Annotated in this window: 20 protein-coding genes; 16 read left to right on the plus strand and 4 right to left on the minus strand. The window is 44.1% G+C overall.

Annotation, left to right across the window (positions count from 1 at the left end; translation table 11 throughout):
- Positions 1–3: 3 nt before the first annotated feature.
- Entirely contained in the window at positions 4–516 is a 513-nt protein-coding gene (locus NO989_RS04895; protein WP_110289169.1) for a TlpA disulfide reductase family protein, read from the minus strand.
- Positions 517–734: 218 nt separating this feature from the next.
- Between NO989_RS04895 and arsC the strand changes: the two genes are divergently transcribed.
- The 4 genes from arsC (at position 735) to NO989_RS04915 (ending at position 4,188) form a co-directional block, all read left to right on the plus strand.
- Entirely contained in the window at positions 735–1,088 is a 354-nt protein-coding gene (gene arsC, locus NO989_RS04900; RefSeq protein WP_049588881.1) for an arsenate reductase (glutaredoxin), read from the plus strand.
- The gene (gene wrbA, locus NO989_RS04905; protein WP_039234602.1) at positions 1,088–1,678 is read left to right on the plus strand and encodes an NAD(P)H:quinone oxidoreductase; all 591 of its coding nucleotides are present in this window, start codon (positions 1,088–1,090) and stop codon (positions 1,676–1,678) included. The genes arsC and wrbA overlap by 1 nt, the downstream gene beginning before the upstream one ends.
- Before the next feature lie 76 nt (positions 1,679–1,754).
- Positions 1,755–2,177 (plus strand): DUF2069 domain-containing protein, encoded by a 423-nt coding sequence (locus tag NO989_RS04910; RefSeq protein ID WP_039220793.1) that lies wholly within the window; start codon positions 1,755–1,757, stop codon positions 2,175–2,177.
- 43 nt (positions 2,178–2,220) lie between these two features.
- Entirely contained in the window at positions 2,221–4,188 is a 1,968-nt protein-coding gene (locus tag NO989_RS04915; protein WP_338851427.1) for a hypothetical protein, read from the plus strand.
- Positions 4,189–4,319: 131 nt separating this feature from the next.
- Here NO989_RS04915 and hda read toward each other — a convergent pair whose 3' ends face one another.
- Positions 4,320–5,057 (minus strand): DnaA regulatory inactivator Hda, encoded by a 738-nt coding sequence (gene hda / locus NO989_RS04920; protein ID WP_283626967.1) that lies wholly within the window; start codon positions 5,055–5,057, stop codon positions 4,320–4,322.
- A 6-nt stretch (positions 5,058–5,063) separates the two neighbouring features.
- Positions 5,064–6,515 carry a DUF2066 domain-containing protein gene (locus NO989_RS04925; protein WP_039220783.1) on the minus strand — a complete coding sequence of 484 codons (1,452 nt, stop codon included), beginning with the start codon at positions 6,513–6,515 and terminating at the stop codon, positions 5,064–5,066.
- 304 nt (positions 6,516–6,819) lie between these two features.
- Here NO989_RS04925 and purM point away from each other — a divergent pair, with 304 nt between their 5' ends.
- The 5 genes from purM to NO989_RS04950 all read left to right on the plus strand — a co-directional run bounded on the left by purM (position 6,820) and on the right by NO989_RS04950 (position 12,774).
- Complete coding sequence (gene purM / locus NO989_RS04930; RefSeq protein WP_014976688.1) at positions 6,820–7,860, plus strand: phosphoribosylformylglycinamidine cyclo-ligase; 1,041 nt, start codon at positions 6,820–6,822, stop codon at positions 7,858–7,860.
- On the plus strand, positions 7,857–8,507 hold the full coding sequence (gene purN / locus NO989_RS04935; RefSeq protein WP_014979424.1) for a phosphoribosylglycinamide formyltransferase: 651 nt from the start codon (positions 7,857–7,859) through the stop codon (positions 8,505–8,507). Before purM ends, purN begins: the two co-directional genes overlap by 4 nt.
- Positions 8,467–9,228 carry a DUF3108 domain-containing protein gene (locus tag NO989_RS04940; protein WP_231506486.1) on the plus strand — a complete coding sequence of 254 codons (762 nt, stop codon included), beginning with the start codon at positions 8,467–8,469 and terminating at the stop codon, positions 9,226–9,228. Before purN ends, NO989_RS04940 begins: the two co-directional genes overlap by 41 nt.
- Before the next feature lie 386 nt (positions 9,229–9,614).
- Positions 9,615–12,077: an acyl-CoA dehydrogenase FadE gene (gene fadE, locus NO989_RS04945; protein ID WP_014976690.1), complete on the plus strand. Its 2,463-nt coding sequence runs from the start codon at positions 9,615–9,617 to the stop codon at positions 12,075–12,077.
- On the plus strand, positions 12,061–12,774 hold the full coding sequence (locus NO989_RS04950) for a CAP domain-containing protein (RefSeq protein ID WP_039227628.1): 714 nt from the start codon (positions 12,061–12,063) through the stop codon (positions 12,772–12,774). Before fadE ends, NO989_RS04950 begins: the two co-directional genes overlap by 17 nt.
- A gap of 35 nt (positions 12,775–12,809) precedes the next feature.
- On the opposite strand, the gene NO989_RS04955 is transcribed toward NO989_RS04950, so the two are convergent.
- Positions 12,810–13,445 carry a response regulator transcription factor gene (locus NO989_RS04955; protein WP_014976692.1) on the minus strand — a complete coding sequence of 212 codons (636 nt, stop codon included), beginning with the start codon at positions 13,443–13,445 and terminating at the stop codon, positions 12,810–12,812.
- 173 nt (positions 13,446–13,618) lie between these two features.
- Here NO989_RS04955 and cmoA point away from each other — a divergent pair, with 173 nt between their 5' ends.
- The 7 genes from cmoA (at position 13,619) to NO989_RS04990 (ending at position 20,942) form a co-directional block, all read left to right on the plus strand.
- Complete coding sequence (gene cmoA / locus NO989_RS04960) at positions 13,619–14,350, plus strand: carboxy-S-adenosyl-L-methionine synthase CmoA (RefSeq protein WP_278344160.1); 732 nt, start codon at positions 13,619–13,621, stop codon at positions 14,348–14,350.
- A gap of 53 nt (positions 14,351–14,403) precedes the next feature.
- The gene (gene cmoB / locus NO989_RS04965; protein ID WP_014949679.1) at positions 14,404–15,402 is read left to right on the plus strand and encodes a tRNA 5-methoxyuridine(34)/uridine 5-oxyacetic acid(34) synthase CmoB; all 999 of its coding nucleotides are present in this window, start codon (positions 14,404–14,406) and stop codon (positions 15,400–15,402) included.
- 94 nt (positions 15,403–15,496) lie between these two features.
- Entirely contained in the window at positions 15,497–16,369 is an 873-nt protein-coding gene (locus NO989_RS04970; protein ID WP_014976694.1) for a kinase, read from the plus strand.
- Positions 16,366–17,175: a mannosyl-3-phosphoglycerate phosphatase gene (locus NO989_RS04975; RefSeq protein WP_014949681.1), complete on the plus strand. Its 810-nt coding sequence runs from the start codon at positions 16,366–16,368 to the stop codon at positions 17,173–17,175. The genes NO989_RS04970 and NO989_RS04975 overlap by 4 nt, the downstream gene beginning before the upstream one ends.
- A gap of 12 nt (positions 17,176–17,187) precedes the next feature.
- On the plus strand, positions 17,188–18,411 hold the full coding sequence (locus NO989_RS04980; protein ID WP_014949682.1) for a glycosyl transferase: 1,224 nt from the start codon (positions 17,188–17,190) through the stop codon (positions 18,409–18,411).
- Between the two features lie 5 nt (positions 18,412–18,416).
- On the plus strand, positions 18,417–20,171 hold the full coding sequence (locus tag NO989_RS04985) for a sugar phosphorylase (RefSeq protein ID WP_061095214.1): 1,755 nt from the start codon (positions 18,417–18,419) through the stop codon (positions 20,169–20,171).
- 99 nt (positions 20,172–20,270) lie between these two features.
- Complete coding sequence (locus NO989_RS04990) at positions 20,271–20,942, plus strand: phosphoglycolate phosphatase (RefSeq protein WP_371342161.1); 672 nt, start codon at positions 20,271–20,273, stop codon at positions 20,940–20,942.
- Positions 20,943–21,076: the final 134 nt, after the last annotated feature.

A 21,076-nucleotide genomic window follows, 5' to 3' on the forward strand; every position in this document is an offset into this window, starting at 1 on the left:
CTGCTATTCGTCAGCGCCTTTCAATTCAGCTAGGCGCTGACGCAGATGCGCTGCCGTAATTTCTCCCATTATCGTATCTTTTATTTTCCCATCAGGTCCAAGAATAAAGGTCGCTGGCAAATAAGGGGGTTTTTGCATGGGCAGTTTAGTGTCTGGCGAACTTACAATAACAGGCAATTCAATATCAAACTTCTTAGCCATGGCTTTGAGTTCAGGCTTCGTTTTAAGGTCGTAGTTAATAGCAAAAAGACGGGTATCGTCAGGTAGCGACTGATTAAATGTGACGAGCTCAGGCATTTCTCGTAGACATGGTGCACACCATGGCGCAAAGTAATTTACCACAACCCACTTCCCCTCAAGATCTTGCCAAAGGTAAGCAGTTCCATCTAATGTTTCAAAGTCATGTTGAAGACGCTGATACGTATATGCACCGGCAAACGCAACAAGCGCTAACAGCACTAGAAAGAGTATAGGCTTTATTTTTCCTGCATTGCTTTTTAGCTGTGACAACAACATATAACCTTCTAATTTTGACTATTTTTTCATAGTGCCAGATTCTAACTTCGCGCACTAACATAAATTCAACCACGCTTTTTAAACACCGTTTTCCAGAAACGATGCTGTAAATAAAGAATAGTACGAATTTATTACCCGTTATCGGTAAACTGCTTGATATTCTATGGCAAAAACGCAATAGTTCGCGCCAATCCATATAATCATGAACAAGAGTATTTATGACAGACATTACCATTATTCACAATCCTCGCTGTTCAAAGAGCAGACAAACCCTAGCATTACTTGAAGAGCAAGGTATAGCGCCTGTTATTGTTGAGTACCTAAAGCAGCCTCTAGACGCAAAAGAACTGAAAGAGATATTTAAAAAACTTAACCTTGGATCGGTTAGAGATATGATGCGTACTAAAGAAGCAGAATATAAAGATGCTAACTTAGGTGACAGCGCACTGTCTGACAATGCGCTTTTTGAAGCTATGGCTCACACGCCCAAGTTGATAGAGCGTCCCATTGTTATAAATGGCGAGAAAGCCAGAATTGGTCGTCCGCCAGAATCTGTTTTGGAAATTGTATAGTGCAACCTGTTCTCGTACTTTATTACAGCCGAAACGGCAGCACAAAGCGATTAGCTGATGCCATCGCCCAAGGAGTATCGTCATTAGATGTTCCTGTGATAGTACGTACAGTCAAGAGTATCAGCGATGCAGCTAATGACGCGGCATCTAGTGCTGTACCCGAGGTTTCCCTTCAGGAACTCGAACAGTGCAGTGCCCTAGCGTTAGGTAGTCCTACGCGTTTCGGCAATATGGCAGCGCCAGTAAAACACTTTTTGGATTCTACAAGCAGTCAATGGTTAAAAGGCGCGTTGATTGACAAGCCTGCGTGTGTATTTACATCTTCTTCTTCCATGCACGGCGGCCAGGAATCCACATTACTTTCCATGATGGTTCCGCTTATCCATCACGGCATGGTGATTTGCGGTTTACCTTACAGTGAGCCTGCGCTACACAACACCACAATGGGTGGCAGCCCTTACGGTGTAACACACGTCGCTCATCACAGTTTGAGTGCACCAGAGCAATTGAGTGCAGATGAAAAAGCGCTATGCATTGCTCAGGGTAAGCGACTTGCAATGTTCGCTAAAAAGCTAGCTGACAACGCCTAACAGTTACGTTATTTGGCGCATAAAACGTAGACCTTATAAAGAACATTAAAAAACAAATTGTTTCGGAGACATTACCATGGCACCAGATACGCGTTTTTATCGCTATCTCGCACTTATAAGCCACACCGGGTTAATCGTATGGATAACACTGTGGCAATTTACATTTACTAAAGAGCATACTTACTCTCCTTTGTTTATTGCCTTGTTTTATATTTTACCTTTATTGTTACCTTACTGGGGTATATTAAAAGGCAAGCCATATACTCACGCATGGGCCAATTTTGTCGTTTTGTTTTACCTCATTCACGGATGCACTGTGGCATACGCTGTACCTGATGAACGTTGGTATGCAGTGGTAGAGATTATTCTATGCACGGGTATGTTTGTCGGCTGTAGTGCGTTTGCTAGAAAACGTGGTCGTGAATTGGGTTTGGGCCTTAAAAAGCTTAAAGAAGAGATGCAAGAAGAAAAAGCACGCTTTGAGCAAGGTCAACAATGATCATGTAATACACAGCGAAAACACATGCTGCCAAGGGGTTAATATGACACGCCATTTGCCTGAATTTACATTAGTAATCGCATCATTATCGTTACTTGCAGCATGTGGAGGTTCTGGTTCAGGCGATAGTTCAGCCCCAAGCACTCCTTCCATTCCTCCAACCATTAGCATTTCAGGCCCTACAAACGCCGTTGTAGGCGATGCGGTCGACTTTGCTGTCGCCTCGCCTACTGGCCACGCTATTGTAGATATCGATTGGCAAGTCTCAGGCGTATCACAGCAGCCTCTCAGTGCTCACACGCAGGCTATCGGCTTTGATGTTACCTCTTCAGGTAGCTTTGATATCGCCGTAAACGTTAGCTTAGAAAATGGCACAACGCTTACAGACACCATAACGTTACAAACGAACGAAAGTACCGCGCCGATTGCCGCATTACGATTGGGTCATGAGGCATCCGAAGGCGGCAGAGTTTCTCTTCGCGTTGACACCGTTAACTCGCAAGGGTTAACAATCTCAAATATCACGTGGCAACAAACGTCTGGACCAATCGTCAATAACTTCAACTTTGATGATGGTGATTATTCTCATTCGATATATTTTCAAGCGCCTCGAGTCAGCAACGACACAATCATTGAAATAGAAAGTACCGTTACACTCTCAAATGGCGAGGTGTTAACCGATAGCGCGCAAGTTCTAGTGAAAAACATCGACATTAACAATAGCGGCTTTTTTGTAGATGACGAGACAAGTATTCCCGAAACGGTAAGCGCGCATATGCAGCCCTATAGAGCCGACAGCCCTTACGCATCGGCACTTGTTGATTGTGTTTATAACAATCAGGTTTCAAACAGCTGTACGTTCTCTCAGCTACCACTGATTGGCCAAGTCACCGAAAACCCGACTATCGATGATATTTTAGATAGAACATACGTCTCGCATCCGTGGATGGGCGATGCATTTAGAACGTATTTAGAAACTTCAGCAACCCGTGATGACATGCTTAAGTTACTACGCGCAACTAACGCGATTGTGATTTCTTACGATATCCGCCCGTCATTTTATTGGGTTGCCACTGGTGCCATTTACTTAGATGCCAACAACTTTTGGCGCACACCGCAAGAGCGAGACACGCTAAATACTCGCCCAGATTATAGAAGTGGTTTTGGTAGTGAGCTCGATTTTACGACGTCATGGCGCTACGTGAAAGACGGGGCCTATTATTTTCCTAATATCAGCACAGCGAACGTAGCAGATAGACTTCCACGTGATGTGAGCGACGTAGAAGCAGCATTAAGCTATTTGCTATACCACGAGCTAGCTCACGCCAATGACTTTTTCGACTACACCGAATGGCAACAACTCAGCAATAGCGCGAGCCCACTGTCGTCTTATGATGACAGCTCTCCCATTTCTACGGGGCTAACAACTTCATTGCCTCTTACGTCGTCACAACTCCATGCTTTGGCCGAAGTTCGATACGGCGGTGCAACCGCTTCAAGCGCGCAACGAAATTATACCGCGCTACAAGTGGCAAATTGGTTTGAGGATGATGGTGCGGTTGCTTTCTATTCTTACTTTACGGAACGAGAAGATCTCGCCATGTTATTCGAGCGCTTCATGATGCTTTACCGGCTTGAGGCAGAAGCGGATGTAGGCGTATTTACAAGAGAGACACTGGAAGACGGCAGTTTCATTCCCACTTGGGCTCAGAGAAACCGTGTTAATGATGATAACGTTACTATGCGCGTAGATTACGTATTAAGTAGAATTTTACCCGAACTCGATGTACCTGCTATTCAAGCGTCACTTCCAAGCTCTTATCTGCTTCCGAACGATATTACTTGGCGGGACTCTGCGTCTAGTACAAATCCAAACGTACAGTCTGCGAGCGATAAGTTAATGCTACAGAAAGGCGGAAACAATTCGGTTACTTCCGATGGAACTCTAATGACGGTAGCAGAAGAATTTAGCACCACATCAAGCGCTCATAGTTTAAGAAAAGAACAATAAACGGCAACACAGCAGTGCTTTGACTAACGCAGGTTAAACTCGCACTTTGGCTAACTTAGGTTGAGCTCGCGCTTTGACTAATTTAGGTTAAGCTCGCGCTTTGGCTAACTTAAGTTAAGCTCGCGCTTTGACTAATTTAGGTTAAGCTCGCGCTTAACCATGCCCACCGATAAGCGTTTTTGTTCTTGGAGTGAGCGTGTGTCTAAACGGGCTAATAGTGACATGAGGCTTTTTAGGTCTCGTTCACTATGGTGCAAAAGAAACTGTAGTGCTTGGTTTGATAGCTTTAATCCACGTTCCGCTGCACGTAAGCGCACGGCTTCTTCACGACCATTGTCATCCAGTTGGTTTACGTGATAAATAACCCCCCACGCCAAGCGAGAACGCAAGTCAGGTAAAACAAAAGCCGGGTTAGATGGGCCTAGGTGACTAGAACAAAGTACCATGGTTTGTTTAGTCTCAATCACTCGGTTTAACAAATCGAATAACGCTTCTTCCCAACGTAAATCGCCGGCTATCGCGTGAATGTTGTCTAATGCGATTAACGAAAGATTCTCTAGGCCTTCAAAAATATCGAGCGACCACGCTTCGTAATTATTAAGATTTAAATAAAGGTGACTAACCGATTTTTCGGCTAGTTGATGACAAGTCGCAAACAATAAGTGACTTTTACCGATAGCGGTACTGCCTAGTAAAGTAAGCAAAGGCAGCTGAAGCGATGCTAAAGGCCCCAATTCAGGAGCCTCGCGCCAGTGTGGCAGCGCATCTGCAATCTGCTCAAGGACTGAAACTACTTCTTCGTTACCCTTATTGACAAAACTATCGAAGTTTTCGTCAACAGGTAGCGTGACAGGCAAAGGCAGCTGCATGCTAAATTAATTGCTCCAATAGAAACTGTGTCCTTTCACGGATTGTCCGTACGAATCGGTTACGGGACGTAATTTGCTTTCTAGTTTAATACTGTTAAGTAAATCGTCCACCGTTCCAATTAATGTAAGTGAGTACGTGGCAACAGAACCAGATTGCTCTACTAGTGTAGCGTTTTCAATCACACTTAAACTATTTAAATAGTCAGTAGCGCTGGCGTAACTTTTTACCGAGCCAATATTGGCAATCGATACCTTGATAACTTCTCGCTCAGACGCTTCGATTCCTACGATGGCATAAAGCGACGATAAATAATTTGAGTAGGCATCGATTAACTGATTGCCAAGAACTTCGGGCGAATCACCGTATATGCTGCCATAGCTAACCTTACCGCCACCAACGAACACCCAGTCTAGTGCATAGTCACCTTCATCGGCACGCTTCGCATAGTTGGCAAACTCGTTCATGGTGAACGGCATCGTTGTGCTCTCTTCCTGCGCCAGCTCCTTCGCCGAGGTTCCGTCAGCATTATTTAAGTTTTGGTTTGTTTCGTCATAACCGTCGTTTAACTGAGCATCAACACCGTTATTCATCGCACCGGACTCAACGTTATCTGAAAAAGTGCGCTGTGCGTCCGTATTATCTACACGCGGATTTCGCTCATCGAAACTTTGTTCATCAGTTTGTGCTCTAAACTGTGCTTCTTCATCTAGCACGCTATCAAGAGACTCTACTGTGCCAGAAGGCACAACGTTTTCCGGCAAATCAGGAATTGCACTCGCGTCGTTACGATAAACTCTGGCACCAATAATGTTGTCGACGCTATAGCGTGTAGATGCTTTGCGCAAAGGCTCAACAAATCGTCCCCACACATCATAGGTAGAAATATTTACATTGTCGGTAAGGTCCATTAAAGGCAAGCTTAATGGTACGCCTCGTTCTTTCGCTGTTTGTTTGAGCGTATGTTGTAATTCTGTATTGAGAGATTCATCTAAGATGACGCGAGTTTCGTTTTCGTCTTCCTGCGCAAGCCACACTATCGTTTCAGGGCGTCTATCACCCCAGAGCGGTAGCATTTCACGCTGAAGAAGTTCATTGAGTTTTGCTTGATCGAACTCCGCAACGTAATACGTTCTACCTTTGTCAAAAGCAAATCGATAGGAACGAAGCAGCGATTGAGGCGACGATAACGCTGCTCTAACACCGGCATTATCGAGCACGATTGTGCTGCCCGACATCTTCACAAAAACCTGCCTTAATGCTTTTTTAAGCGCGTTTTGTTGGGTACGCTGAGTTTGATCTTCAACTTGAATCTGCGCTTCGTTGACCACAACGCGTTGAGCCGCATTTATAAAGGGGGCGTAAGTCAGCGCAGCAAGAAATGAAATGCCCAGAATGCCTTTCAAGCTAACTCTCGTTAAATTAGTTCCATTGGTGTTACGCTTTACTGCCGTTAACATTGACACTCCATACTCTCTTAAAATCAATTCCTTACCTATCGAATCGTCAGTTAATCTCGTTTACCTATATACGGTAAACTTGGACTAACCCGCGCGCAATTCACTCTACTTTTTAGAGCGAGACATTTTATCAAGCAAGATGTTCACCAAAAGATAGCCTTCTATTGTCTTTTATATTGGGTTTAATTTCACCCCTAAAATAAAAAAGATCAAAAAGCGCATAAAATAGCCTTCACAAATTGGACTTGTGACGACTTGCTGGTAGAATCCGCGGTTTTCTACCTCTTAGTTTCAGGGCCCAACCGTGAGCGAAAATAAAACCTCTTTAAGTTACAAAGATGCAGGCGTAGATATCGATGCAGGTAATCAACTTGTTGAACGCATTAAATCTGTTACCAAGAAAACCCATAGACCAGAAGTAAAAGGTAATCTGGGTGGTTTTGGTGCACTTTGTGAACTGCCTACTAAATATAAAAAGCCGCTACTTGTTTCAGGTACTGACGGCGTGGGTACAAAACTAAGAGTTGCTATGGATGCTAACCGTCATGACGGTGTTGGTATCGACTTAGTAGCAATGTGCGTAAACGACCTTATTGTTCAAGGTGCTGAGCCCCTGTTCTTTCTAGATTACTACGCAACTGGCAAGCTTGACGTTGATGTAGCCGCGTCGGTTGTTACCGGTATTGGCGCCGGCTGTGAGCAAGCAGGTTGTGCTTTAATTGGTGGTGAAACAGCCGAAATGCCTGGCATGTATCACGATGGCGACTACGATATTGCAGGCTTCTGCGTAGGCGTGGTTGAAGCTGATAAGGTTATTGACGGCACTAACGTTAAACCAGGTCAAAAACTAATTGCACTTGGTTCATCGGGCCCTCACTCAAACGGTTACTCATTAGTTAGGAAGATCATTGAAGTTAGTGGTGCAGATGTAAACGCCGACCTAAACGGCAAGCCTATCATCGACCAACTTCTTGAGCCTACTCGCATCTATGTTAAATCAGTATTGGCATTGCTTGAAGAAGTGCAAGTAAGCGCTATTTCTCACATCACGGGCGGTGGTTTTTGGGAGAACATCCCTCGCGTATTACCTGAAGATGCGAAAGTGGTTATTGATGAAAGCACCTGGGAATGGCCTGCAATCTTCTCTTGGTTACAAGAAAACGGTAACGTGACTCGCCACGAAATGTACCGCACGTTTAACTGTGGTGTTGGCCTTGTAATCGTTGTTGACGAAAGCGATACCGATGCTGCACTGAATATTCTTAAACAACACGGTGAAAATGCTTGGGTTATTGGTGATATCGCAGCAAAAGATGGCGAAGAGCAAGTAGAGATCAACGCGTGAGTAACAGTGTAACCAAACTATGCGTACTTATTTCAGGTAATGGCAGCAATTTACAAGCCATTATCGATGAAATAAAAGCAGGCCGTCTGAACGCGGAAATCAGCGGCGTGATCAGTAATCGCCCTACTGCTTATGGTCTGGAACGCGCTAAAGAAGCAGGGATCAATGCGGTTTGCTTAGATCATACAGGCTTCGATTCACGAGAGTCTTATGACGGGGCGCTCAAAGCACAAATTGAGGCTTTTGGCGCAGACTGTGTTGTTCTTGCGGGCTTTATGCGTATCTTAACACCGGAGTTCGTCGACAGCTTTGCTGGAAAATTAGTGAACATTCATCCATCTTTGTTGCCGAAGTACAAAGGTTTGAATACGCATCAGCGAGCTATCGACAATGGAGACAAGGAGCACGGCGTTAGCGTGCACTTTGTTACACCGGAGCTCGACGGCGGCCCTGTTATCATTCAAAGCCGCGTACCTGTGTTTGAAGACGACACAGCAAGCGACCTGGCCGAGCGTGTTCAAGAACAAGAACGTCGTATCTATCCGCTTGTACTATCTTGGTTTAGTGCAGGCCGATTATCGATGCGAAACAATAAGGCAGTTTTAGATGAGCAAGAATTACCAGAATCTGGTTATGCAAGCGACTAAGCCTTTTGCTTTAGGCGCACTGTTAGCAGCATCGCTTTCAGTAGCCGCGCAAGCAAACCCTAGTACAGAAAATACGGATAGTGCAGAGCTACCGCTTCAGCCCTACAAGGCAACCTATACCGCTTACAAATGGGGTGACGACGTAGGCGAAGCGAATATTGAGCTCTCGAAATTAGGTGACCAACAGTATTCTCTAATTTACACGTCAAAAGTGTCTAAGTTTTTCTTGTCTGACAAACGCAGTGAACATTCTATTTTTACTGTTAATGATAATACCGTCGTACCCTCTGAGTACTACTATAATCGTTCTGGCACAGGACCTGATAAAGAGCTTAAGGTAACGTTTAGTCATCAGGGACAAGGCAAAATTGCAGTCGAGAATGGCGAAACATTTGATTGGAACGGCGAATTTGATAACCAAATTTATCGTATTGACCTTGCAAAGCAGTTAGCGGAAGGTAAGACATCTTTAGAATACCACTTCGTAAATTATCGTGGCGAACTTCGTCACTACGGCGTTCAAGTGGTGGATGAAGAGGTATTGTCTTTACCTTTCGGTAAAATTGAAACTGTAAAAGTTAAGCTTATTCGCGACTCAAATAAGCGTGAGACGTTTGCTTGGTTTGCGCCATCACTTAACTACACGTTAGTTCGTCTGCAACAGTTCAAAGAAGGCGATGAACAGGGCGATATCAAGCTGAAATCGTTCGAGACGCAGTAAAGCGTAAAGATAAACCGTTTTTTGTCTCAACAACTTTTTCACAATTGTTGAATAAAGCACGTTATGAACTAGCATTCAGACGTGCTTTTTTATTTACACTGTTGCTGTCTTATCCTCACGTAACCTCTTCTCGTTTCGCAACACAATTCACATTCTAAATCAGTATTTATAAGCAACGACTATACTTATAGAGCGGATAACGCACTACCCTATTATTTATGTCGTTGTTAATAGAATATTCATGTAAAAATCTTGATCTTTGCCCTATTAAATAATAGGTTTACAGCATGCTGGTCTGACCTCGATCTGTGACTGCTTTTCATAAAGCAACTCACTATGCTCCAGATAAGACTAGCGTAACGTTTAACGCCTTTCAGGAGTGAAGTATGGCAGATTTTATATGGTTTTTACTGGTCGTTCTGACACTAGCGGTAGCTAGTTATCAGCGAACCAGCTTGGTAACAGCGGTTGCCATGGGCGCAGGTGTTATGATTTTAGGCACCCTTTTCGGTGACATCGGCCTGCTTGGTTGGGTAGTGTTCCTTGCTTTAACACTGCCGTTCACGCTTGCAAATATCAGACAGCAGCACATCTCTAAGAAGCTGCTAGCCTTCTACCGCAAAGTTATGCCTGAAATGTCGAGCACTGAGCAAGAAGCTATCGACGCAGGTACGGTATGGTGGGACGGTGATATTTTCAGCGGCAAGCCAGACTGGGATAAATTACACCGCATTCCGAAAGGTCGACTCACTGCTGAAGAGCAAGCATTCTTAGACGGTCCTTGTGACAAAGTGTGCTCAATGGTCGATGAATGGCAAATAAACCATAAAGATGCTGATCTTTCACCTGAAATTTGGCAGTTCCTTAAGGAACACAAATTCTTCGCTATGATCATCAAGAAAGAGTATGGCGGTCTAGAGTTTTCGGCATATGCCCAGTCTCGCGTTCTTCAAAAACTTGCGGGCGTAAGCGCGGTGCTATCAAGCACAGTCGGTGTACCAAACTCATTGGGCCCGGGCGAATTACTTCAGCACTATGGTACAAAAGAGCAACAAGATCATTATCTTCCCCGTCTTGCTGCCGGTGAAGAAATCCCTTGTTTTGCATTAACCGGCCCAGAAGCTGGCTCTGATGCAGGTGCGATCCCTGATGTTGGCGTTGTATGTAAAGGCGAGTGGAATGGCGAAGAAGTGTTGGGTATGCGCCTAACGTTTAACAAACGCTACATCACCCTTGCGCCTGTTGCTACGGTTATTGGTCTTGCCTTTAAACTTCAAGATCCTGAAGGTCTTCTAGGTGATAACAAAGAGCCGGGCATAACATGTGCCCTTATTCCTCGCGACACTAAAGGTTTAGAGATTGGTCGCCGTCACTTCCCACTCAATACGCCATTCCAAAATGGCCCTATTAAGGGTGAAGATATTTTCGTTCCAATCGATTACATCATTGGTGGTCCGAAAATGGCAGGTCGCGGCTGGCGCATGCTGGTTGAATGTTTGTCGGTAGGTCGCTGTATTACCCTTCCTTCATCTGCTGCTGGTGGTGCTAAATCAGTATCTCTTGCAACGGGTGCATATGCACGTATTCGTCGCCAGTTCCGTATGCCTGTAGGTCATATGGAAGGTGTTGAAGAAATGCTTGCGCGCATTGGTGGTAATGCATATTTGATGGATGGCGTAACACGCTTCTCAACGGTGGGTGTAGACCTTGGTGAGAAACCTTCTGTTATCTCGGCTATCTGTAAGTACCACTTAACCGAGAAGATGCGTCAAATCATTAATGATTCGATGGATGTTCACGGCGGTAAAGGCGTTATGCTTGGGCCAAACAATTACCTTGGTCGCGGCTATCAAGGTGTACCAGTATCAATTACGGTTGAAGGCGCAAACATTCTAACCCGTAACATGATGATCTTTGGTCAAGGTGCAATGCGTTGTCACCCTTACGTGCTTAAGGAAATAGAAGCTGCGTCTATCGAAGACAAGAAAGAAGCGTTGAAAGCGTTTGATAAAGCGGTATTCGGTCATATTGGCTTTGCGGTAGCTAATACTGTTCGCAGTATTTGGTTCTCGTTAACCAATGGCGCATTCAGCAGCGCACCGTTCACTGACGAAACGGCGCGTTACTACAAGCTACTTCAAGGCTACAGTGCAAACTTAGCACTACTAACCGATGTCTCTATGGGTGTGCTTGGTGGTGATCTTAAGCGTCGCGAGCGTTTATCAGCGCGTTTAGGTGACATCCTAAGTGGCCTTTACATGGGTAGTACAACGCTTAAACGCTTCGACGAAGAAGGTCGTCTAAAAGAAGATTTACCGCTTTTACATTGGGCAATGCAAACTACATTGCACGATATCGAGACAGCAATTGATGACTTCTTGGCTAACTTCCCTAACCGCGCAATCGCTGCAGCGCTTCGCGTTATGGTGATTCCGTTTGGCCGACGTATTGGTAAGCCTTCAGACAAGACAGAACATGCTATTGCACAAATGCTTCAAACGCCTTCAACTGCACGTAGCCGTTTAGGTTATGGTCAGTACCTCACCCGTGAGGAAGGAAGCTTGTTTGGCGATCTTGAGCAAACTCTTGATGATGTACTAGCAAGTGAGCCTATCTTCGAACGTATTTGTAAGCACAAAAAAGCTAAACTACCGTTTACCCGTTTAGATGTGCTTGCTGACGAAGCGCTAGCAGAAGGAATTATTAACGAAGAAGAAGCGAATCTACTTCGTAAGACTGAAGCTGGAAGACTTCGCACTATCAACGTCGATGATTTCGACCACGAAGAATTAGTAGCGAAGGTTAATTCCAACACCACTGCTAAGAAACGAGGTGGCAAAGCTGCTTAATTTCATACCCAAACAAAAGGGCCGCTCTCGCGGCCTTTTTCGTCAACGATTCATTCTATTAACATCACTCACCTACGTATTTTCTAGCCTTTGCTTGGCCGACCAAACAACCTGCGGAAATACCGAACAGGCGAGAGAACTCTCTTTATTAATTGCTAACGACAAAGGTCAACAACGGTCGGTACTAAAATGTAATCCTACGCTTGTTATGCTGGCTGAAACAAAAGCCAAAGACATGGCTGAAAGAGGCTTGGTGTCTCACTTTTTAGGCGGCAGTCCGAACACTCGCATTCGCAATGCTGGTTTAACATTACCAGAATATTATGGCGATGCGATGAGCAATCAAGTGGAGGCCCTTGCTGGTGGTTATATAACAGCTGATGACGTGTGGTACGCACTTAAAACATCGACTTCACACCGTCAACACTTGTTAGCAGAGTTACCTTTTTATCAAGAACAAGATCAAATAGGTATTGCCTTTTACAAAGATTACTCAACGCCTCACGTTGAATACTGGGCTATATACTTGACCAAACTGATTGACACAGAAACGTCTAACAATGACTTAAAGGATGACACAACAACTACGCTTCTAATAAAGCGTCAAAAGAAGTTTGACCATGTCCCTGATAAAGGTCTTGGGATCGTCACGGAAAGTGGTGAAATTATTTTACAGCCAAAAAAACCGGATGAATAATCCGGTTTTTTATTAGCGCTAGATAAATACTTAGTTTAACTAAGTTGGAGTTTATCCATCAACAATACGGCTTGCGTACGCGTGTTGATCTCTAGCTTGCGAAGAATGGCACTAATGTGTGCTTTAATGGTTGCTTCCGTAACGTTCATCTCGTGAGCGATTTGCTTGTTCATTAAGCCTGCGCGTAAGTAAGAAAGCACTTGAATCTGTTTAGGTGTAAGTTCACGGAAGCGCTGAAGTAGAACTTTTAGCTCATCGTCAACTTTCTCTAGTTCTTCTTCCATACCTTCTGGAAGCCACTTTTTGCCACCAATAATGTCTACAATAGCCTGAGCAATTTCTCGTGTTTGCGACACTTTGGGGATAAAGCCCTGAGCACCTAGGCTCATTACTTGAGCGACAACCTCAACAGTATCGCTCCCCGAAACAACACCAATAGGGATATTCGGGTATTGTTCACGCAGCGTGATAAGGCCGTTAAAATATTCACCGCCAGGCATATTAAGGTCAAGAAGGATCAGCTCAACACCGTCGAATTCGTTTAGCTTCGCCATCGCATCATCCAAGCTTCCTGCTTGAATTATCTGTGCGTTTTCAAAGTAAGGTTCCAACGCGCCGCTTAAAGCTTCGCGAAACAATGGGTGATCGTCTGCTACTAGAATTCTTGTCATTAGCGTTACTGCTTCCTTATTGTATTATGAGTATAGATTAATACTTTAGATCATTAACGAAAAGCCCTAAACCAGAAAAATCACGCAAAATATAACAAATTCGGTGTTTTCCATTGGCATTTACGTATCAAACGGTAAAATTGCGCCCCAAATTAGTTAATTGAAGACCCACTGTGAAGAAACACGACAATATATACGCAAAGGCACTCAATAAAGTAGATGACTTTAAATTTGACGAGTCTGTCGTTGATGTGTTTCCCGATATGATTCAGCGCTCAGTGCCTGGATACGAAACCATTGTTCACACCATAGGCGAATTGGCTAAAATTGCCGTTACGCCCAATACCGTCGTTTATGATCTTGGCTGTAGCTTAGGTGCTGCAAGTTTATCTGTGGCAAGAGCTTTACCTAACGATACATGTGAAATTATTGGTGTGGATGCTTCAGAAGCAATGGTAGAGCGCTGCAAACGCGTCGTACAGACCTTCACACTGCCAAACCCAATTGTTATTCAGCATGGGTTTGCACAAAGTGTAGAAATTAAGAATGCCTCTTTGGTTGTGATGAATTTCACTTTGCAATTTATCCCACCCGCTGACCGTGAAGCGTTATTAAAGCGCATTTATGATGGGTTAAACCCCGGCGGTATGTTGGTGCTATCAGAAAAAATACGCCACCCTACCCTTACTGGCAATGAGCTGCTGGTAGATTTACATCATCAATTTAAGCGCGACAACGGTTATAGTGAACTAGAAGTGAGCCAAAAGCGCGCCGCGTTAGAAAAAGTTATGCTAACCGATACATTTAACGAGCATGATACTCGCTTGAGAAAAGTCGGGTTTATCGATGTTGTGATGTGGTACAAATGTTATAACTTCACGTCTATGGTTGCCATTAAAGGCTAAACAAATCTCGCTACGTCCGTCTTTTCGCAACGCCAACACATATTAAGAACAGTATGAGCAAATTAGAACAAACTTGGTTTACCGATTGCTACAAATCGTTAATAGACAGCCCGCTATCACATTGGCTTCAAACGCTGCCGGCACAAATGGACACCTGGCAGCGAACTGCTAAACACGGTGAGTTTGATAAATGGTGCCGTTTACTTTCGAAGCTGCCGACTACGTCGCCGAGTTGTGTTGATTTAGCCTCAAGCGTTTCCATTGGCACCGAAAATGACGTAGATGAATATGTCCAAAAACAAATTGAAGGATTACTAAAGCAGTTTATGCCCTGGAGAAAAGGGCCATTTAATCTTCATGGAATTCACATTGATACAGAGTGGCGTTCGGACTGGAAATGGGACCGCGTAGCACCTCATATTAGTTCGCTGAAAGACCGAAACGTTTTAGACGTAGGTTGTGGTAGTGGTTATCACATGTGGCGCATGCTGGGTGAAGGTGCCAATAACGTAATAGGTATAGATCCTACCCAACTGTTTCTTATTCAGTTTCACGCCATTAAACAATTTATTAGTAAAAGTAGTGCGCCTTCCGAGAATATCCATTTTCTACCGATGGGCATTGAAGACATGCAGCCACTGAGAGCTTTCGACACTGTGTTTTCTATGGGTGTACTTTACCACCGTAAAGACCCAATGGCGTTTCTGCAGCAACTTAAAGACCAGCTAAGAAAAGGTGGCGAACTGGTTCTTGAAACCCTTGTTGTGGATGGTGATGAAAACACAGTATTGATGGCGGGTGAACGCTATGCACAAATGCGAAATGTGTGGTTCTTACCGAGCACTGCAGCCCTATCTGTTTGGTTAGGCCGCTTAGGCTTTGAAAATATTCGCGTTGTAGATATCAACCACACAACCCTAGATGAGCAGCGCGCAACGCCTTGGATGGAAACGCAATCTTTGAAAGATTTTCTCGATCCGGAAGATATTACTCGCACTATCGAAGGTTACCCTGCACCACAAAGGGCCGTTATTGTCGCTAATAAGAAGTAAGTCGTAAGACCACGCCTCTGTTACCCTATTGGCACAAATGTTGTTATCTTAATCAAGAAGAACGTGCGAATTCTGCATTGATTAAGGTGACAACATGGATATACATGGCTTTCTAACGACGCATCAATTGCCAAGTACCTATGCAGAAACTGCACAAAAATGGTTCACCCCATTATGTGAGCAACTGCTTAAGCACCAAGATGGTGCAACACAACCATTTATCGTGGGCATAAATGGCAGTCAGGGTTCAGGTAAATCAACTCTGACCAGTTTTATCGAGTCCTTCCTTACCTCGGTCCACAACAAAAAAGTGGTATCACTCTCAATTGACGATTTTTACTACGACCAATCGCAGCGAAATGCGCTAGCAATAAAAGTTCACCCGCTTCTAGCAACTCGTGGTGTACCGGGTACTCATGACATTCCTCTAGCGTTAAATACGTTTCGCAGTTTAGAAAAAGGCACGCGTACATCGCTGCCCCGCTTTAACAAAGCTACAGATAACCCGTTCCCCAAAGAACAGTGGCCTGTAATCGAATCTTCACCCGATTTCATCATACTTGAAGGATGGTGTGTGGGCGCTATTGCGCAAACATCTAGCGAACTTAAACGGCCAGTAAACCACCTTGAAGAAGTAGAGGACCCATTGGGCATTTGGCGCTCTTTTGTAAACACTGAACTAGCAGGCGATTATCAGACGTTGTTCGACAAAATAGACTACCGCATTATGCTAAAAGCACCGAGTTTCGACTGTGTGTATCAATGGCGGTTAGAACAAGAACATAAACTCGCCCAAAAAGCGTTAAAAGATAGCGATGGAGTGATGTCTGATGAAGAAGTGGCAAACTTTGTGCAACACTACCAACGCATCACTGAACACGCATTAAGTCACTTGCCTGAAAAGTGCGACACCGTGTTTTATCTAGATGAAACAAGAACGATAACTAAACAGGACGTAAAACGATGACGAAAACGCTTGTTTTCACCGATATGGACGGCACGCTGTTAGACCACCATACCTACTCTTTCGAGGCGGCGAAACCGGCTTTAACGGCATTAGAAAAAAAGGACATTCCCGTTATTCCCACTACCAGCAAAACCTTTGCTGAATTACAACCGCTGCGCGAGAGTATTGGTTTAGATGGGCCTTTTATTATTGAAAATGGCGCCGCTATTTTCATCCCTCATGGCTTTTTCAAACAAAAACCCAGCGGTACGGTTTGGATAGATGGCTACTGGTGTAAGGCGTTTATCTCAAACAAAAATTACTGGATTAAGCTACTTGAAAAAATAGGTAGCGAATTTGACGGCAAGTATAAACAATTCTCAAAAATGTCGATTCAAGAAATTCAGGAATGTACTGGGCTTGACGAAAGGTCAGCGTCACTTGCTGCCAAACGCCAGTTTGGCGAGCCGGTTTTGTGGCTTGGCACTGACGAAGAAAAACAACGCTTTTTAAAGGTAGTAAAAGATCGCGGTGCTTTCCCTCTAGAAGGCGGCCGCTTCATTCATATTTCAGGTAATTGCGATAAAGGCCAGGCTCTCAAGTGGCTGGCCAATGAATATCAAAAGCAACATACCACCAAAGTTAACACTATTGCCCTTGGCGATGGTAAGAACGACGTTGCAATGCTTGAAGCGGCGCACGTCCCCATTCGCATTTTATCCCCGGTAAATCCTCCACCAGCAGTAAAAAAAGAAGAGGTCTATACCAGCACCCTAACCGGCCCTGAAGGCTGGAACGAAATGCTTACTCAATTGCTATCCCTATGATCAGGAGGACACATGGCTGATTTTTATCAAAATGGTGTGGTTACTACGTTACATAACTTAGCTCGTCGTCCTACCGAAGAGCTTGAAGCAGAGCTTCTACAGTTTTCACAGAAGCGCCCTATGGCACTTATTTTACCGTCGCTCTTTTCTGAATTAGAAGGCGACGCACTTCCACATATCGTCAACGAATTAACAGACGTGCCCTACTTATCAGAAATTGTCATCGGTCTGGACCGAGCCAATGAAGAGCAGTACAAACACGCACTAAAATTCTTCGGCAAACTTCCTCAGCATCACAGAGTGCTATGGAACGACGGTCCTCGCCTTAAAGCACTTGATGAAGAGCTTCAGGCTCAAGGCTTGGCGCCAAAGGAGTTAGGTAAAGGCCGAAACGTTTGGTACTGCATGGGCTACGTACTAGCATCGAATCGCGCAGAGTCAGTTGCGTTACACGATTGCGATATTGTTACCTATAACAAAGATTTGCTCGCCAAGCTTATCTACCCTGTAGCCAACCCAATGTTTAACTACGAGTTTTGTAAGGGTTACTATGCGCGTGTGGCTAACGGCAAAATTAATGGCCGTGTTTCTCGACTTCTTGTTACGCCATTACTTCGTGCATTAAAACGCATTATGGGAGACAACGAATACTTGGAGTTTATGGATAGCTTCCGCTATCCATTAGCGGGTGAATTTTCGTTTAGACGCGACGTACTAAACGATATTCGCATTCCAAGTGACTGGGGCTTAGAAATTGGTGTGCTTTCTGAAATGCACCGCAACTATTCGCACAACCGCCTGTGTCAGGCAGATATATGTGATATTTACGACCATAAACATCAGGATTTATCGCTTAATAACGACCAAGGTGGTTTGTCTAAAATGTCTATCGACATTACCAAAGCTATTTTCAGAAAACTTGCCACGCAAGGCTATACGTTTAGCAACGAAATGTTCCGTTCAATTAAAGCCACCTATTTCCGTATTGCACTAGACTTTATAGAAACCTACCACAATGACGCGGTAATGAACGGCTTGAACTTAGACATTCACAGCGAAGAAAAAGCAGTAGAAATGTTTGCCAGCAACATCATGAAAGCGGGACAAAACTTTTTAGAAAACCCTATGGAAACACCGTTTATACCAAGCTGGAACCGCGTGACCAGCGCGGTACCCGATATTTTAGAACGACTATTAGAAGCGGTTGAAGCCGATACTGCAGAATATATGGAGTAAGTAATATGGCATGGGACCATCTCCATGACAAAGTAAAACACCATTTAGAAAGCATTTATGCCGATGTATCGCTGGACGTCTCGTATGAGACGCTAGCGACTGAGTTAATGAACACTATAGGCATTCAGCAGCAAACGGATATTGCTTCACCTCAGTCTCATCACAATTATTGGGATGAAGATGACATTATCATGATTACCTACGGTGATAGTGTCATTGACGAAGGGGAGCGCCCGCTGGTTACGTTAAATAAGTTTTTGCACCGCTACTGCAAGAACACCGTTAATAACGTTCACATCCTGCCCTTCTTTCCGTACAGCTCAGACGATGGGTTTTCGGTTATCGACTACTCTACGGTGAATGAAGCACTGGGGTCATGGGACGATATTGAAGTCATTGCTGAGGATTATGGCTTGATGACCGACCTAGTTATCAATCACTGCTCTGCAAGAAGCGTGTGGTTTGATAACTTTGTGAAGGGTGAAGGACCAGGATCTGACTTTTTCTTCACAGCAGATCCATCCGATGACCTCTCCATGGTAACTCGCCCTCGTGTGTCGCCTTTGCTGCGAGAGACGGAAACCGCCAACGGTACAAAGCATGTATGGTGCACGTTTAGTCACGACCAAGTTGACTTTGACTTTAGAAACCCCAAGGTGTTGTTAGCGTTTATCGATATCATCAAGCTGTATATTGATAAAGGCGCTAAAATCTTTCGCTTAGACGCAGTGGCATTTCTTTGGAAAATTGTAGGTACAAACTGCATTAATCTATTCCAAACCCACGAAGTCATACGTTTGATCCGAACGCTGATTGAACATGTGGATCCTTCCATCATAATCATTACCGAAACCAATATTCCCAACAGGGAAAACCTAACGTACTTTGGTAATGCTAACGAAGCCCATGCTATCTACAACTTTTCGCTTCCGCCGTTACTTGTAAATACATTAGTAACGGGTGATTGTACGTATTTGAAAAGCTGGATGATGAGTATGCCACCGGCGCAAAACGGCACAGCCTACTTTAACTTTATCGCTTCGCACGATGGTATTGGCTTGCGTCCGGCGGAAGGCCTACTGTCAGATGAAGAAATTTCAGAGCTTGTGCATACAATGCAGCACTTTGGCGGTAAGGTGTCGTGGCGCGCTTCTGATCACGGTCAGCAAAAGCCTTACGAGATAAACATCACCCTGTTCGACGCGCTGCAAGGAACCACCAAGGGCCCTGATAAGTATCAAGTGGACCGATTTATTTGTGCTCACGCCATAATGTTAGGTATGGAAGGTATACCAGGAATTTACATTCACAGTTTACTTGGCACATCAAACGATTACGAAAAAGTCGCTAATACAGGACAAAATCGTTCAATCAACAGAAAACGTTGGGACTTTAACGAGTTAGAGGCTCTGTTAGACTCGCCCTTTTCACAGCATCACAAAGTACTCACTCGAATCTCGCAGCTTATACGTATACGTAAAGCGCAGCCTGCATTTCACCCCAATGCAACGCAGTTTACATTGCAGCTTGGTAATCAATTATTTGGCTACTGGCGACAAAGTCTCGATAGAAAGCAAAGTATTTTCTGTATTAGTAATATTTCAGACGAAGAACAAACAATTTTGCTGTCTGACATAAATCTTATTGGCACAGATAATTGGATTGATCTCATCACCCGTGACGAGATAGCCCTTTCTAGTGGTTTCTTACAAATGAAGCCTTATCAAGTGCTTTGGATCAGCAACCAAGATTTTGAATGAATCTTTGAGCTTATAACGCCAGTCGACCAATAAATCTACCGCGGTAAGGATACTGCGGTGTTATGCTTGTCACACGAGTTAGCAAATCAAAAGTTTGTAATGCAGGAAATTAATACCTTTTTTTTCGATTTAGATGGAACCTTAGTGGACTCTGTTCCTGATTTGGCAACAGCGTTAAATCAAACATTAAACGACTACCAATTACCAACGTATAACGAGCAGACAATTAGACACTGGGTTGGAAATGGTGCTCGTGTTCTGGTAGAACGCGGAATGAGCGGCAACGCAGAGATCAGACACCATTACACATCAAACGAGATTGATGCCGCTTTAGAAAAATTTCTGTTCTATTACCGAACGCTAGATACTAAAAGTACAGTGCTGTACGACGGCGTGTTCGCAACACTTCACGCGCTAAAAGAACAAGGGTTCACGCTAGCATTAATCACTAATAAACCTTCGGAATTTATTGAGCCTATTCTTTCATCATTCTCAATATTTTCGTTGTTTTCGCTTACCGTTGGCGGTGATAGTTTACCGGAAAAAAAGCCTTCTTCCCTTCCCCTTCTGCACGCCTGTGAAAAGCTTGGTGTTTCGCCCTCACAGTGTGTAATGGTTGGAGATTCTAAAAATGACATTGTTGCCGCAAAAGCCGCGAACATAAAGAGTATAGGGCTTACCTATGGGTATAACTATGGTGAGAACATCGCAAAATATAAACCTAACTGGGTTTTCGACGACTTTGAAGAGATATTAACGTTCGCTTCTTAATTCATCTAACATAGCCGTTGATGAAACTTCAATTGCGTCGTTTACGCATACTTTCTTTTATTTCACGCTTTAACCTTTGGTATAAGGCCGCTTTTTCTGTAATATCCGCGTGTTAAATCATTTCATGGAGTTGT

This window comes from Alteromonas sp. DY56-G5 (assembly GCF_041414725.1).
Lineage (GTDB): Bacteria > Pseudomonadota > Gammaproteobacteria > Enterobacterales > Alteromonadaceae > Alteromonas > Alteromonas macleodii.